This window comes from Streptomyces phaeofaciens (genome assembly GCF_014648915.1).
GTDB classification, from domain to species: Bacteria; Actinomycetota; Actinomycetes; order Streptomycetales; family Streptomycetaceae; genus Streptomyces; species Streptomyces phaeofaciens.
The window spans coordinates 69666-83219 of the sequence record NZ_BMSA01000027.1 but is presented as its reverse complement, the minus strand read 5'-3'; the positions used below and the strand labels follow the sequence as shown (position 1 = coordinate 83219).

Below are 13554 nucleotides of genomic sequence, written 5' to 3'. Positions count from 1 at the left end.
GGACGCGGCGGGCGTGACCCGCGGGGGCCCACCAGGCCCGACCACCGGTCCCCCGCCCACGCCCCTGCCGCGCTCCCGCCCACGCCCCTACCCGTGCCCCCGCCCGTGCCCCGCCCGCTCTCCGGTGCTGTCCGTGGCCCGTGCGAGGATCCCGGGGGTATCGCATCGACAGCTGGTCGAAGGAGAGCGCGCGATGGCAACGAAGCCGCCCAAGGCCGATCCGGTCCAGAACGCTCCGCAGGTCGCCGAACCGCAGCACGCGGCGGCGGGGCTGACGGCCATCGGGCACACCCTGCGGATCGCGCAGCAGCAGATGGGCGTGAGGCGGACCGCGCTGACGCTGCTGCGCGTGAACCAGAAGGACGGCTTCGACTGCCCGGGCTGCGCCTGGCCGGAGCCGGAGCACCGGCACGCGGCGGAGTTCTGCGAGAACGGCGCGAAGGCGGTGGCCGAGGAGGCGACCCTGCGCCGGGTCACGCCGGAGTTCTTCGCCGCCCACACCGTCACGGACCTCGCCGGCCGCAGCGGCTACTGGCTCGGCCAGCAGGGGCGGCTCACCCACCCCATGTACCTGCCCGAGGGCGGCACGCACTACGAGCCGGTCTCCTGGGAGCGCGCGTTCGACATCGTCGCCGAGGAGACGGCCGCCCTCGCCTCCCCCGACGAGGCGGTCTTCTACACCTCGGGCCGCACCAGCAACGAGGCGGCGTTCCTCTACCAGCTCTTCGCGCGCGAGCTGGGCACGAACAACCTGCCGGACTGCTCCAACATGTGCCACGAGTCGTCGGGCTCGGCGCTGTCGGAGACGATCGGCATCGGCAAGGGCAGCGTCCTGCTGGAGGACCTCCACCGGGCCGACCTGATCATCGTCGCCGGACAGAACCCGGGGACCAACCATCCGCGGATGCTCTCCGCGCTGGAGAAGGCCAAGGAGGGCGGCGCGCGGATCATCAGCGTGAACCCGCTGCCCGAGGCGGGTCTGGAGCGGTTCAAGAATCCGCAGACGCCCCGGGGCCTCACCGCGGGCGCCACGCTCACCGATCTGTTCCTCCAGATCCGCATAGGCGGCGACCAGGCCCTCTTCCGGCTCCTCAACAAGCTGGTCCTGGAGACCGAGGGCGCGGTGGACGAGACGTTCGTCGACGCGCACACCCACGGTTTCGAGGAGTTCGCCGCGGCCGCCCGCGACGCCGACTGGGACGAGACGCTCGCCGCGACCGGCCTCACGCGCGCGGAGATCGAGCAGGCGCTGGGCATGGTGCTCGCCTCCGAACGCACCATCGTCTGCTGGGCGATGGGCCTCACCCAGCACAAGCACTCCGTGCCGACCATCCGCGAGGTGGTCAACTTCCTGCTGCTGCGCGGCAACATGGGCCGCCCGGGCGCGGGTGTGTGCCCGGTCCGCGGACACTCGAACGTGCAGGGCGACCGCACCATGGGCATCTTCGAGCGCCCCGCCCCGGCCTTCCTGGACGCCCTGGAGAGGGAGTTCGGCTTCGCGCCCCCGCGCAAGCACGGCTTCGACGTCGTGCGCGCCATCCGCGCGCTGCGCGACGGCGAGGCGAAGCTGTTCTTCGCCATGGGCGGCAACTTCGTGTCGGCCTCCCCCGACACCGAGGTCACCGAGGCGGCCATGCGGCGCGCCCGGCTGACGGTGCACGTGTCGACGAAGCTCAACCGTTCGCACGTCGTCACGGGCGCGCGTGCGCTGATCCTGCCGACCCTGGGGCGCACCGAGCGCGATCTCCAGGGCGGCGGCGAGCAGTTCGTGACGGTCGAGGACTCCATGGGCATGGTGCACGCCTCGCGCGGCCGCCTGGCGCCCGCGAGCGACCGGCTGCTGTCCGAGCCGGCGATCGTGTGCCGGCTGGCCCGCAGGGTGCTCGGCGAGGCCAGCAGGGTGCCGTGGGAAGAGTTCGAGAAGGACTACGCGACGATCCGGGACCGGATCGCGCGCGTCATCCCCGGCTTCGAGGACTTCAACGCGCGTGTGGCGCGGCCGGGCGGCTTCACGCTTCCGCACGCCCCGCGCGACGAGCGCCGTTTCCCGACGGCCACCGGAAAGGCCAACTTCACGGCCGCGCCGGTCGAGTACCCGAAGCTGCCCGAGGGCCGCCTGCTGCTCCAGACACTGCGTTCGCACGACCAGTACAACACCACGATCTACGGCCTCGACGACCGCTACCGGGGGATCAGAAACGGCCGCCGGGTCGTGCTGGTCAACGCCGAGGACGCGCGCGTGCTCGGGGTCGCGGACGGGTCGTACGTCGACCTGGTCGGTGAGTGGCGGGACGGTGTGGAGCGGCGGGCGCCCGGCTTCCGGGTGGTGTTCTACCCGACCGCCCGGGGCTGCGCGGCCGCGTACTACCCGGAGACCAATGTCCTGGTGCCGCTGGACGCCACCGCCGACACCAGCAACACCCCGGCCAGCAAGTCCGTCGTGGTCCGTCTGGAACAATCGTCGACCGACTGAGCGTTTGCTCAGACACCGCACGATGTGATCGACGAACGGAGCCGGGCCCCATGGGCGAGCAGCAGCACGTGAAGTTCCCGCAGGAGGTCCTCGACGAGTACGCCGCGCTCGGCGTCGATCTCGTGGCCCTGTTCTCGGCCGGGCACCTCGGCAGCCGGATGGGTGTGGAGATCGTCGAGGCCTCCACGGACCGGGTCGTCGGCACCATGCCGGTCGAGGGCAACACCCAGCCGTACGGGCTGCTGCACGGCGGCGCGTCCGCGGTGCTCGCCGAGACCCTCGGCTCGGTCGGCGCGATGCTGCACGGCGGCAGCTCCAAGATCGCCGTCGGGGTCGACCTGAACTGCACCCACCACCGGGGCGTGCGCTCCGGTCTGGTCACCGGTGTGGCCACGCCGGTGCACCGGGGGCGGTCCACGGCGACGTACGAGATCGTGATCAGTGACGAGCAGGACCGGCGGGTGTGCACCGCCCGGCTGACCTGTCTGCTGCGCGAGGTGCGGCCGGGCGACGCGGCGCGGGCGGGCGCGACCGGCTGACGGCACCCACCCCACGCCCCCGCGCCCCGGCCGGCGCGGGGGCGTTGCCCCATGCGGCGCGGCGGCCTAGCGTCGGGGTATGACCACGGGAGGGGCCATGGCGGGAGCGGCGCGAGCCGGGGCGGCTCGGCTGCTCGGACCGGCCCTGCTGGCAGGCGTGTTGGCGACCGGCTGCGCCGGCGGAAACGGCGCAGCCGAGGCCCCCTCCCCCTCTCCGGCCACCACCCCGCCCGAGGTGCTGTGCACCCGCCTGGTCACCCACTGGGCGCGCGAGGTCCTGGACAGCGGCACCTACGGCGACTACCAGTCGATGGGGCTGTCCAACGGGCAGTACGAGATCCTGCGCGGCGTCGTGGACGCCGCACGGGCCGAGAAGAAGCGCCAAGGAGCGGACGCGGCAGACGAGTTGATCGGCCGCGAGGCCCACGAGGGCTGCGTCGAGTGGTACCGCTCCGGCGGGCCCGGCGAGGGGCCCTGGCGGTGAGCGGCGTCGGACCGATCGAACCCGGTGAGGGCACGACCCCCCGGGACACCCCCGACTCCCTTGACGTCGAGGGCACTTCCCGCGGATCCGGCCACCGAGAGGGCTCTCCCCTCGCCCGCCTCCTCGCCACCCACCGCCGCGCCGTGCTCGCCGCCGCCACCGCCGTGCTGCTCCTCGCCGGCGGCGGCTACCTCTACGCGACCCGGCCGCACGAGAGCCAACCGGCCGCCGCCGCACCGCCGTTCCCGTCCCAGGTCGTCGATGTCACCTATCTCGGCGGACACGCCGTACCGCCCGGCACCCGGCCCCGGACCTTCGCCTTCGACGTGCTGCTCGGTGTGGAATCCGGACCCGCGGTGACCGTGACGCGAGTGTCGCAGCCGTACGACGGCCTTTCGCTCACCTCGGCGCCACCGACTCCGTTCCGGACCCGGGCCGGTTCCGCCCGGGAGATCGTCATCACCATGCATGTCACGGAATGCGGAAAAGTGCCGCGGAACGCCGGTCTCCCTTTCCTGGACGTAACTCTACGTAATGCGCGCGCAATACAGGTTCACAGTTACATCCTGGGCCCGCGGTATGCACAGGACCTGTCAGAGGCCCTACAAGTCGCCTGTAGCAACGATTCCCGGTAATCACCAAAACACCCGAGACACCTGAACACCGCGGTGTTCCTCCTGCACGTTCTCAACATGTGGACAGGGCGAATCGGCCTGAAATTCGCTGTTCCACCCGCCAAGTACCGCTCTGCATTACCTCGTGTCATAACAAGAGCGTCACAGCCTTCGTCAGACCCTCCTCCGTCTTCCCTTCCCCCGCTTAGAGTCACGCCCAGTCACCGCACGGCTGAAAAACCCCTTCGGCCTCAGCGCTCGACTCGGCCCCTTCCAGGGGGGAGGGCCGCCCAGGGAAAGGACTGGAACGTGCGTCAACGTTCGCTCATCGCCATCACCGCCGCGCTGTCCGCCGGAGCTCTCACCCTCACCGCCTGCGGTTCGCGCGACAGCGGCGGCGACAAGGGCTCCGACAGCGGCGGCACCGTCGTCACCATCGGCGTGGACGCCCCGCTCACCGGCGACCTGTCCGCGCTGGGCCTCGGCATCAAGAACTCCGTGGACCTGGCCGCCAACACGGCCAACAAGCAGAAGTTCGTCGAGGGCGTCACCTTCAAGATCGTCGCCAAGGACGACCAGGCCCAGCCCTCCGCCGGCCAGCAGAACGCCACCGCCCTCGTCGCGGACAAGTCCGTCCTCGGCGTCGTCGGCCCGCTGAACTCCTCCGTCGCCGAATCCATGCAGAAGGTCTTCGACGACGCCAAGCTGGTCGAGGTCTCCCCGGCCAACACCAACCCGGCGCTCACCCAGGGCACCGACTGGGCCAAGACCAAGAAGCGCCCGTACACGTCGTACTTCCGCACCGCGACCACGGACGCCATCCAGGGCCCCTTCGCCGCGCAGTACGTCTACAACGACGCGAAGAAGAAGAAGGTCTTCGTCATCGACGACAAGAAGACCTACGGCGCCGGCCTCGCCGCCACCTTCACCGCCGAGTTCAAGAAGCTCGGTGGCAAGGTCGTCGGCACCCAGCACATCAACCCCGACGCCAAGGACTTCTCCGCCGTCGCCACCGAGGTCAAGAACTCCGGCGCCGACGTCGTCTACTACGGCGGCGAATACCCGCAGGCCGGCCCGCTCAGCAAGCAGATCAAGGACGCCGGCGCCAAGATCCCGCTCGTCGGCGGCGACGGCATCTACGCCGAGGACTTCATCAAGCTCGCCGGCAGCGGCGCGTCCGGCGACCTCGCCACCTCCGTCGGCGCCCCCGTCGAGGACCTGCCCTCCGCCAAGGAGTTCGTGGCCAACTACAAGGCCGCCAACTACAAGGAGGACTACGCGGCCTACGGCGGCTACTCCTACGACTCCGCCTGGTCGATCATCGAGGCCGTCAAGAAGGTCGTCGACGACAACGGCGGCAAGCTGCCCGACGACGCCCGCGCCAAGGTCACCGCCGCCGTCCAGAACGTCTCCTTCGACGGTGTGACCGGCAAGGTCTCCTTCGACGAGTTCGGTGACGCCACCAACAAGCAGCTCACCGTCTACGCCGTCGAGAACGGTGCCTGGAAGGCCGTCAAGTCGGGAACCTACTCCGGCTGACCCCACCACCCGCACCACTCCTGAGCCGCGCGGGGCGCTGTTCCACTGGCGCCCCGCGCGGACTCGCATCCGGCCCCACCCGTCGAAACATCCGAACCGTCTCGGAGGACATGCGGTGAACGAACTGCCGCAGCAGCTGGTCAACGGCCTGCTACTGGGATCCATGTACGGCCTTGTCGCCATCGGCTACACAATGGTCTATGGCATTGTCCAGCTCATCAACTTCGCCCACGGCGAGATCTTCATGACCGGAGCGTTCGGCGCTCTCACGGTCTACGTGTACGTACTGCCCGACGGCACCAGCATGGCGATCGCCCTGCCACTGATGCTGTTCGGCGCCGTGATGGTCTCCGTGACCGTCGCCGTGGGAGCGGAACGGTTCGCCTACCGCCCGCTGCGCAACGCACCCCGCCTCGCCCCGCTCATCACCGCCATCGGCCTCTCCCTCGCCCTCCAGCAGGCCGTCTGGGCCTGGTACCCCGAGGCCAAGTCCGCCCGCGTCTTCCCCCAGATCGAAGGCGGCCCCTTCGAGATCGGCAGCGTCACCATCCAGACCGGTGACATCTTCCTCCTCGTCGCCGCCCCCATCAGCATGGCCGTCCTCGCGTACTTCGTCATGAAGACCCGCACCGGCCGAGGCATGCAGGCCACCGCCCAGGACCCCGACACCGCCAAGCTCATGGGCGTCAACACCGACCGCATCATCGTGATCGCCTTCGCCCTCGGCGCCGCGTTCGCCGCCATCGGTGCCGTCGCCTACGGCCTCAAGTACGGCCAGATCGACTTCCGCATGGGCTTCATCCTCGGCCTCAAGGCATTCACCGCGGCCGTCCTCGGCGGCATCGGCAACATCTACGGCGCCATGATCGGCGGCGTCGTCCTCGGCATCGCCGAGACCCTCGCCACCGCCTACATCGCCGACATCCCCGGCATGGAGCAGTTCGGCAGCCAGTCCTGGGCCGACGTCTGGGCCTTCGTACTCCTCATCCTCGTGCTCCTCCTGCGGCCCCAGGGGCTGCTCGGCGAGCGCGTCGCGGACAGGGCGTGACACCGATGACCACACAGACCACCGCGCCCGAGACCGCGGGCACCACCGGCACCGCCCTCGCAGGCCTCATCGCCATACCGGCGAACACCGCCCGCGCCCTCGCCACCGGCGGCGCCGCCCTCACCATCATCTCCACCTTCCTCGCCTGGACCTGGACCTCCGCCTTCCCCGGCGACCTCACCGTCTACGGCTACCCCGGCGGCCTCCAGGTCCTCGTCCTGATCGGCGCCATCCTCACCACCCTGTTCTGTCTCGCCTCCTACGGCGTCAAGGGCCTCGGCTGGCTCATCCCCGCCGGCGCCGACGGAGCCATCAAGTTCGCCGCCCTCGCCACCTTCGCCACCACCTGGTACACGGTCCTCGCCATCAGCGTCGACCTCGGCGGCGCCGTCAACCTCGAGCCCGGCGGCTACATCGCCGCCCTCGGCAGCCTCACCGCCCTCCTCGGCGCCCTGGCCCTGCCCTTCGAGCACCCCACGCCCGACCCGATCGACCCCGACGACACGTCGTGGGAGCACAACAAGCACAAAGCCGCCCACCAGTGGCAGACCGTCAAGGCCGCCTTCTCCTCCGGCACCGCCCGCCCGGTCGGCGCGCTCCCCTCGTACGCCGAGATCCTGATCATCGTCGCCGTCCTCGCCATCGGCCTCACCGTCTTCACCTACGGCATCGGCACCGAGTACGACGAACTCTTCATCGGCTTCCTCATCACCGTCGGCCTCGGCTTCGCCGCCCTCGGCAAGTCCGGCCTCGTCGCCCAGGCAAGCCAGATCACCGCCCGGCACCAGAACATCACCACCTGCGGCGCCTTCGTCGCAGCGGCACTGTTCCCCTTCACCCAGACCGACGACCAGTACGCGACCCTCGGCGTCTACATCCTCATCTTCGCCACCGTCGCCCTCGGCCTGAACATCGTCGTCGGCCTCGCCGGCCTCCTCGACCTCGGATACGTCGCCTTCCTCGGCGTCGGCGCCTACGCCGCCGCCATGGTCTCCGGCTCCCCCAGCTCGCCCTTCGACCTGCACCTGCCCTTCTGGGCCGCAGCGCTCGTCGGCGCCGGCGCATCCCTGGTCTTCGGCGTCCTCATCGGCGCCCCCACCCTCCGCCTGCGCGGCGACTACCTCGCCATCGTCACCCTCGGCTTCGGAGAGATCTTCCGGATCACCGCCAACAACCTCGACGGCACCTCCGGACCCGACATCACCAACGGCTCCAACGGCATCTCCTCCATCCCGAACCTCGACGTCCTCGGATTCGACTTCGGCGCCGTGCACGACATCGGCGGCTTCTCCATCGGCCGCTTCGCCAACTACTTCTTCCTGATGCTCCTCGTCACCGCCGTCGTCGTCCTCGTGTTCCGACGCAGCGGCGACTCCCGCATCGGCCGCGCCTGGGTCGCCATCCGCGAGGACGAGACCGCCGCCCTCGCCATGGGCATCAACGGCTTCCGCGTCAAGCTCATCGCCTTCGCCGTCGGCGCCTCCCTCGCCGGCCTCGCCGGCACCATCCAGGCCCACGTCACCTACACCGTGACCCCCGAGCAGTACCTCTTCGCCGGCCCCATCCCGCCCAACTCCGCCTTCCTCCTCGCCGCGGTCGTCCTCGGCGGCATGGGCACCATCAGCGGCCCCCTCATCGGCGCCTCGCTGCTCTTCCTCATCCCCAACAAGCTCCAGTTCCTCGGCGACTACCAGCTCTTCGCCTTCGGCCTCGCCCTCATCCTGCTGATGCGCTTCCGTCCGGAAGGCATGATCCCCAACCGGCGCCGTCAGCTCGAGTTCCACGAAGAGGCGGAAGCTCCCACCGTCCTGACGAAGGCAGGGGCCTGACCACCATGACCACCGACACCACCACCACGGTCGCCCCCGCCGCCGAGAGGGTCCTCGACGCACGCGGCGTCACCATGCGCTTCGGCGGCCTCACCGCCGTCCGCAACGTCGACCTCCACGTCAACGCAGGCGAGATCGTCGGCCTCATCGGCCCCAACGGCGCCGGCAAGACCACCTTCTTCAACTGCCTCACCGGCCTCTACATCCCCACCGAGGGCGAAGTCCGCTACAAGGACACCGTCCTGCCGCCCAAGTCCTTCAAGGTCACGGCCGCAGGCATCGCCCGCACCTTCCAGAACATCCGTCTGTTCGCCAACATGACGGTCCTGGAAAACGTGCTGGTCGGCCGCCACACCCGGACGAAGGAAGGTTTCTGGTCCGCGATCCTGCGCGGCCCCGGCTTCCACAAGGCCGAAGCCGCCTCCCGCGCCCGCGCCATGGAACTCCTCGAGTTCGTCGGACTGGAGAAGAAGGCCGACCACCTCTCCCGCAACCTCCCCTACGGCGAGCAGCGCAAGCTCGAAATCGCCCGCGCACTCGCCAGCGAGCCCGGCCTGCTCCTCCTCGACGAGCCCACCGCCGGCATGAACCCGCAGGAGACGCGAGCCACCGAGGAACTCGTCTTCGCCATCCGCGACAAGGGCATCGCCGTCCTCGTCATCGAGCACGACATGCGCTTCATCTTCAACCTCTGCGACCGCGTCGCCGTCCTCGTCCAGGGCGAGAAGCTCGTCGAGGGCGACAGCGCCACCGTCCAGGGCGACGAGCGTGTCGTCGCCGCCTACCTCGGCGAACCCTTCGAAGACGCCCCCGGCAACGAAGAGATCGCCGAGGTCGAGGCCGCCGAAGCCAACGCCGACACCCCGGCCGACACCGAGGCCCCGACGGACGCCGACACCCCGGCGGACGCCGAGACCACGACGGACGCCGCGCCCGGCAAGGAGAACGACCGATGACCGCACTGCTCGAAGTCGAGGACCTCCGGGTCGCCTACGGCAAGATCGAGGCCGTCAAGGGCATCTCGTTCAAGGTCGAGGCCGGCGAGGTCGTCACCCTGATCGGCACCAACGGCGCCGGCAAGACGACCACCCTGCGCACCCTCTCGGGCCTGCTCAAGCCCGTCGGCGGCCAGATCAAATTCAACGGCAAGTCGCTGAAGAAGATCCCGGCCCACGACATCGTCTCCCTGGGGCTCGCCCACTCCCCCGAGGGGCGGCACATCTTCCCGCGCATGACGATCGAGGACAACCTCCGCCTCGGCGCCTTCCTCCGCAGCGACAAGGCAGGCATCGAGAAGGACATCCAGCGCGCCTACGACCTCTTCCCCATCCTGGGAGAGCGCCGCAAGCAGGCCGCCGGAACCCTCTCCGGCGGCGAGCAGCAGATGCTGGCGATGGGCCGCGCGCTCATGTCCCAGCCCAAGCTGCTGATGCTGGACGAGCCCTCCATGGGCCTGTCCCCCATCATGATGCAGAAGATCATGGCGACCATCGCCGAACTCAAGTCCCAGGGCATGACCATCCTGCTCATCGAGCAGAACGCCCAGGCAGCCCTGTCCCTGGCCGACCACGGCCACGTCATGGAGGTCGGCAACATCGTCCTCTCCGGCACCGGACAGGACCTCCTGCACGACGAGTCCGTCCGCAAGGCCTACCTCGGCGAGGACTGACCCACCCGTCCCCGGACAGCCACGAGGCCCGCGCCCCTTCTCCGGGCGCGGGCCTCGTCGTCTGTGTGAAAGGGCTCAGCCTGCTCAGCCCTTGGACGCCTTCTTCTCCTCGGCATCCTCGATGACCGCCTCGGCCACCTGCTGCATCGACATCCGACGGTCCATCGACGTCTTCTGGATCCACCGGAACGCCGCCGGCTCCGTCAGCCCGTACTCCGTCTGAAGAATCGACTTCGCCCGGTCGACCAGCTTCCGCGTCTCCAGCCGAAGCGTCAGGTCGGCGACCTCCCGCTCCAACTCCTTCAGCTCCGTGAACCGCGAGACAGCCATCTCGATCGCCGGCACCACATCACTCTTGCTGAACGGCTTCACCAGATACGCCATGGCACCGGCGTCACGCGCCCGCTCCACCAGGTCGCGCTGCGAGAAAGCCGTGAGCATCAGGACCGGGGCGATCCGCTCCTCGGCGATCTTCTCCGCGGCGGAGATACCGTCCAGCTTGGGCATCTTCACGTCGAGGATGACGAGATCCGGCTGGTGCTCGCGGGCCAGCTCGATCGCCTGCTCGCCGTCACCGGCTTCACCGACGACGCTGTAGCCCTCCTCCTCCAGCATCTCTTTGAGGTCGAGGCGGATCAGGGCCTCGTCCTCGGCGATGACGACACGGGTCGTCAGCGGAGGCACGTGCGACTTGTCGTCGTCGGGCGCGTCTACGGGCTGGGGCGACTCGGGGGCGGTCACTTGGGCTCCTCGTTCAGGGCAGGGGTACTGCTGACAAGAGCCTACCTAGCTGCGGTAAGGTGGGTGCGCGGAGGGTCAAGGGAAACCTTGGATTCTGCGAGCCCCGGTAGCCCAATTGGCAGCAGGCAATGGATTCAAAACCCATACAGTGTCGGTTCGAGTCCGACCCGGGGCACTTTTCCTTGGATTCCAAGGTCGGCATTGGAAAGCGGATGTTCCCATTCTCGTGAACATCCGCTTTTTGGTGCGCGTCGCGGCGATCACTCTCACAGAGTGTCCATATGTACGACGTCAGCTCGCGCAAGCGAGCACTCACGCTGGTTGCGCAGGGGCGCAGTCTGAACTCCGTCAGCCGAGAAACAGGCATGTCGCGCGCCGCAATTCGCTCCTGGCAGACCCGACTTGAACCACTGCCCCGAATGTACACCCCGCTACCCGACCCGCCGAGCGACCGAGTCGCGTACTCGTACCTACTCGGCCTCTATCTGGGTGACGGGTGCATCAGCCCCCACCCACGCGGCGTCGGCCACTACCTCCGCATCGCATGCGCGGATGCCTGGCCCGGCCTCATCGACGCCTGCGAAGCAGCCGTCCGCGCGATCAGTCCCGCACACACCGCGTACCGCGTCCAAGCGGTGGGCTACGTATCAGTAGTCGGCTACTACGCACACTGGCCCCACCTGTTCCCACAACATGGCCCCGGCAAGAAGCACGAGCGCCTGATCACCCTGGAACCCTGGCAGCAGACCATCGTCCGCGAGCACCCCTGGGAGTTCATCCGCGGCCTCATCCACTCCGACGGCTGTCGCATCACCAACTGGACCGAGAAGATCATCGGTGGTGTGCACAAGCGCTACGAATATCCGCGCTACTTCTTCAGCAACCTGTCGGGCGACATCATCCGCCTCTTCACCGACGCGCTGGACCGCGTGGGCGTCGAATGGAGAATGGCGAACCCCAGGAACGTCTCCATCGCCAAGAGAGCCGCCGTAGCTCTCATGGACACCCACGTAGGCCCCAAGCACTAGCCCCTACTTGGGACTGTCGTCCTCCCCGATGTGATGCACCCGGACCAGGTTCGTCGAGCCCGACACCCCGGGAGGCGACCCCGCCGTGATGACCACGACATCTCCCTTCGCGCACCGTCCGTACCGCAACAGCAGCTCGTCCACCTGGTCGACCATCGCGTCCGTCGAGTCCACGTGGGGGCCCAGGAACGTCTCCACACCCCACGTCAGGTTCAGCTGGGAGCGGGTCGCCGGTTCCGGGGTGAAGGCGAGGAGGGGGATCGGGGAGCGGTAGCGGGAGAGGCGGCGGACGGTGTCGCCGCTCTGGGTGAAGGCGACGAGGAATTTCGCGCCGAGGAAGTCGCCGATCTCCGCGGCCGCGCGGGCGACCGCGCCGCCCTGGGTGCGGGGCTTGTTGCTTTCGGTGAGGGCGGGGAGACCCTTGGCGAGGATGTCCTCTTCGGCCGCCGTGACGATCTTCGCCATGGTGCGGACGGTCTGGGCGGCGTATTTGCCGACGCTGGTCTCGCCGGAGAGCATGACGGCGTCGGTGCCGTCGATCACGGCGTTGGCGACGTCGGAGGCTTCCGCGCGGGTGGGGCGGGAGTTGTCGATCATCGAGTCGAGCATCTGGGTGGCGACGATCACGGGTTTGGCGTTCCGTTTGGCCAGTTTGATCGCGCGTTTTTGGACGATGGGTACGAGTTCCAGTGGCATCTCGACGCCGAGGTCGCCTCGCGCGACCATGATCCCGTCGAAGGCGGCGACGATGTCGTCGATGTTCTCGACGGCCTGGGGCTTTTCGATCTTGGCGATGACGGGGAGTCGGCGCCCTTCGTCGTCCATGATGCGGTGGACGTCGACGATGTCCTTGCCGCTGCGGACGAAGGAGAGGGCGATGGCGTCGAAGCCGGTGCGCAGGGCCCAGCGGAGGTCTTCTTCGTCTTTTTTGGAGAGGGCGGGGACGGAGAGGGCGACGCCGGGGAGGTTGAGGCCCTTGTGGTCGGAGACGATGCCGCCCTCGATGACGCGGGTGTGGACGCGGGGGCCGTCGACGGTGGTCACTTCGAGGCAGACTTTGCCGTCGTCGACGAGGATGCGTTCGCCGGGGGTGACGTCTGCTGCGAGTCCGCCGTAGGTGGTGCCGCAGATCTCGCGGTCGCCGGCGATGCCTTCTTCGACGGTGATGGTGAAGGTGTCGTCGCGTTCGAGGAGTACGGGTCCTTCGGCGAAGTGGCCGAGGCGGATCTTCGGGCCTTGAAGATCGGCGAGGAGGCCGACGCTGCGTCCGGTGTCGTCGGAGGCCTTGCGTACGTGCCGGTAGCGCTCCTCGTGTTCGGCGTGGTCGCCGTGGCTGAGGTTGAGGCGGGCGACGTCCATTCCGGCTTCGATCAGGGCTTTGATCTGGTCGAAGGTGTCGGTGGCGGGGCCCAGGGTGCAGACGATTTTTGCTCGGCGCATGAGTCGAGCCTATGTCTTACCGATCGGTAGGGAATTGGGAGGACATGGCCGGGCAACAAGCGTTGGGTGAAGGGCAGTTGACAAGTGTTGAATTGTGCGGGTGGCCGCTCCGATGAGCGATTCATGAATCATCACTTAATCCGAACGGGT

12 protein-coding genes and 1 tRNA gene are annotated in these 13554 nt (G+C 68.7%); 11 read left to right on the top strand and 2 right to left on the bottom strand.

All coding sequences use genetic code 11. The features are described 5' to 3' along the window. Positions 1–193: 193 nt before the first annotated feature. From IE275_RS35120 to IE275_RS35080, 9 genes are all read left to right on the top strand, one after another. Positions 194–2473 (top strand): FdhF/YdeP family oxidoreductase, encoded by a 2280-nt coding sequence (locus IE275_RS35120; RefSeq protein WP_189716694.1) that lies wholly within the window; start codon positions 194–196, stop codon positions 2471–2473. 50 nt (positions 2474–2523) lie between these two features. Then, complete coding sequence (locus tag IE275_RS35115) at positions 2524–3012, top strand: PaaI family thioesterase (protein WP_189716693.1); 489 nt, start codon at positions 2524–2526, stop codon at positions 3010–3012. Between the two features lie 79 nt (positions 3013–3091). Then, positions 3092–3496: a hypothetical protein gene (locus IE275_RS35110; protein ID WP_229870912.1), complete on the top strand. Its 405-nt coding sequence runs from the start codon at positions 3092–3094 to the stop codon at positions 3494–3496. Further along, positions 3493–4131, top strand: coding sequence for a Tat pathway signal sequence domain protein (locus IE275_RS35105; protein ID WP_189716692.1), 639 nt, complete (start codon positions 3493–3495; stop codon positions 4129–4131). Before IE275_RS35110 ends, IE275_RS35105 begins: the two co-directional genes overlap by 4 nt. A gap of 288 nt (positions 4132–4419) precedes the next feature. Then, positions 4420–5649 (top strand): branched-chain amino acid ABC transporter substrate-binding protein, encoded by a 1230-nt coding sequence (locus IE275_RS35100; RefSeq protein WP_189716691.1) that lies wholly within the window; start codon positions 4420–4422, stop codon positions 5647–5649. 115 nt (positions 5650–5764) lie between these two features. Continuing rightward, positions 5765–6697, top strand: coding sequence for a branched-chain amino acid ABC transporter permease (locus tag IE275_RS35095; RefSeq protein ID WP_189716690.1), 933 nt, complete (start codon positions 5765–5767; stop codon positions 6695–6697). 5 nt (positions 6698–6702) lie between these two features. Beyond that, entirely contained in the window at positions 6703–8526 is a 1824-nt protein-coding gene (locus tag IE275_RS35090) for a branched-chain amino acid ABC transporter permease (RefSeq protein WP_189716689.1), read from the top strand. Positions 8527–8531: 5 nt separating this feature from the next. Continuing rightward, positions 8532–9482 (top strand): ABC transporter ATP-binding protein, encoded by a 951-nt coding sequence (locus tag IE275_RS35085; protein ID WP_189716688.1) that lies wholly within the window; start codon positions 8532–8534, stop codon positions 9480–9482. Continuing rightward, a complete protein-coding gene (locus IE275_RS35080) occupies positions 9479–10195 on the top strand; it encodes an ABC transporter ATP-binding protein (protein ID WP_189716687.1) in 717 nt (238 codons plus the stop codon). Before IE275_RS35085 ends, IE275_RS35080 begins: the two co-directional genes overlap by 4 nt. An 84-nt stretch (positions 10196–10279) precedes the next feature. Here IE275_RS35080 and IE275_RS35075 read toward each other — a convergent pair whose 3' ends face one another. Continuing rightward, positions 10280–10936: an ANTAR domain-containing response regulator gene (locus IE275_RS35075; protein WP_189716686.1), complete on the bottom strand. Its 657-nt coding sequence runs from the start codon at positions 10934–10936 to the stop codon at positions 10280–10282. A gap of 100 nt (positions 10937–11036) precedes the next feature. Between IE275_RS35075 and IE275_RS35070 the strand changes: the two genes are divergently transcribed. Together IE275_RS35070 and IE275_RS35065 are read left to right on the top strand one after the other, a co-directional pair. Continuing rightward, a tRNA-Leu gene (locus IE275_RS35070) sits at positions 11037–11111 on the top strand. Positions 11112–11217: 106 nt separating this feature from the next. After that, complete coding sequence (locus tag IE275_RS35065) at positions 11218–11964, top strand: helix-turn-helix domain-containing protein (RefSeq protein ID WP_189716685.1); 747 nt, start codon at positions 11218–11220, stop codon at positions 11962–11964. A 3-nt stretch (positions 11965–11967) separates the two neighbouring features. Here the strand turns inward: IE275_RS35065 and pyk are convergent, their stop codons facing one another. Further along, the gene (gene pyk, locus IE275_RS35060; protein WP_189716684.1) at positions 11968–13404 is read right to left on the bottom strand and encodes a pyruvate kinase; all 1437 of its coding nucleotides are present in this window, start codon (positions 13402–13404) and stop codon (positions 11968–11970) included. Positions 13405–13554: the final 150 nt, after the last annotated feature.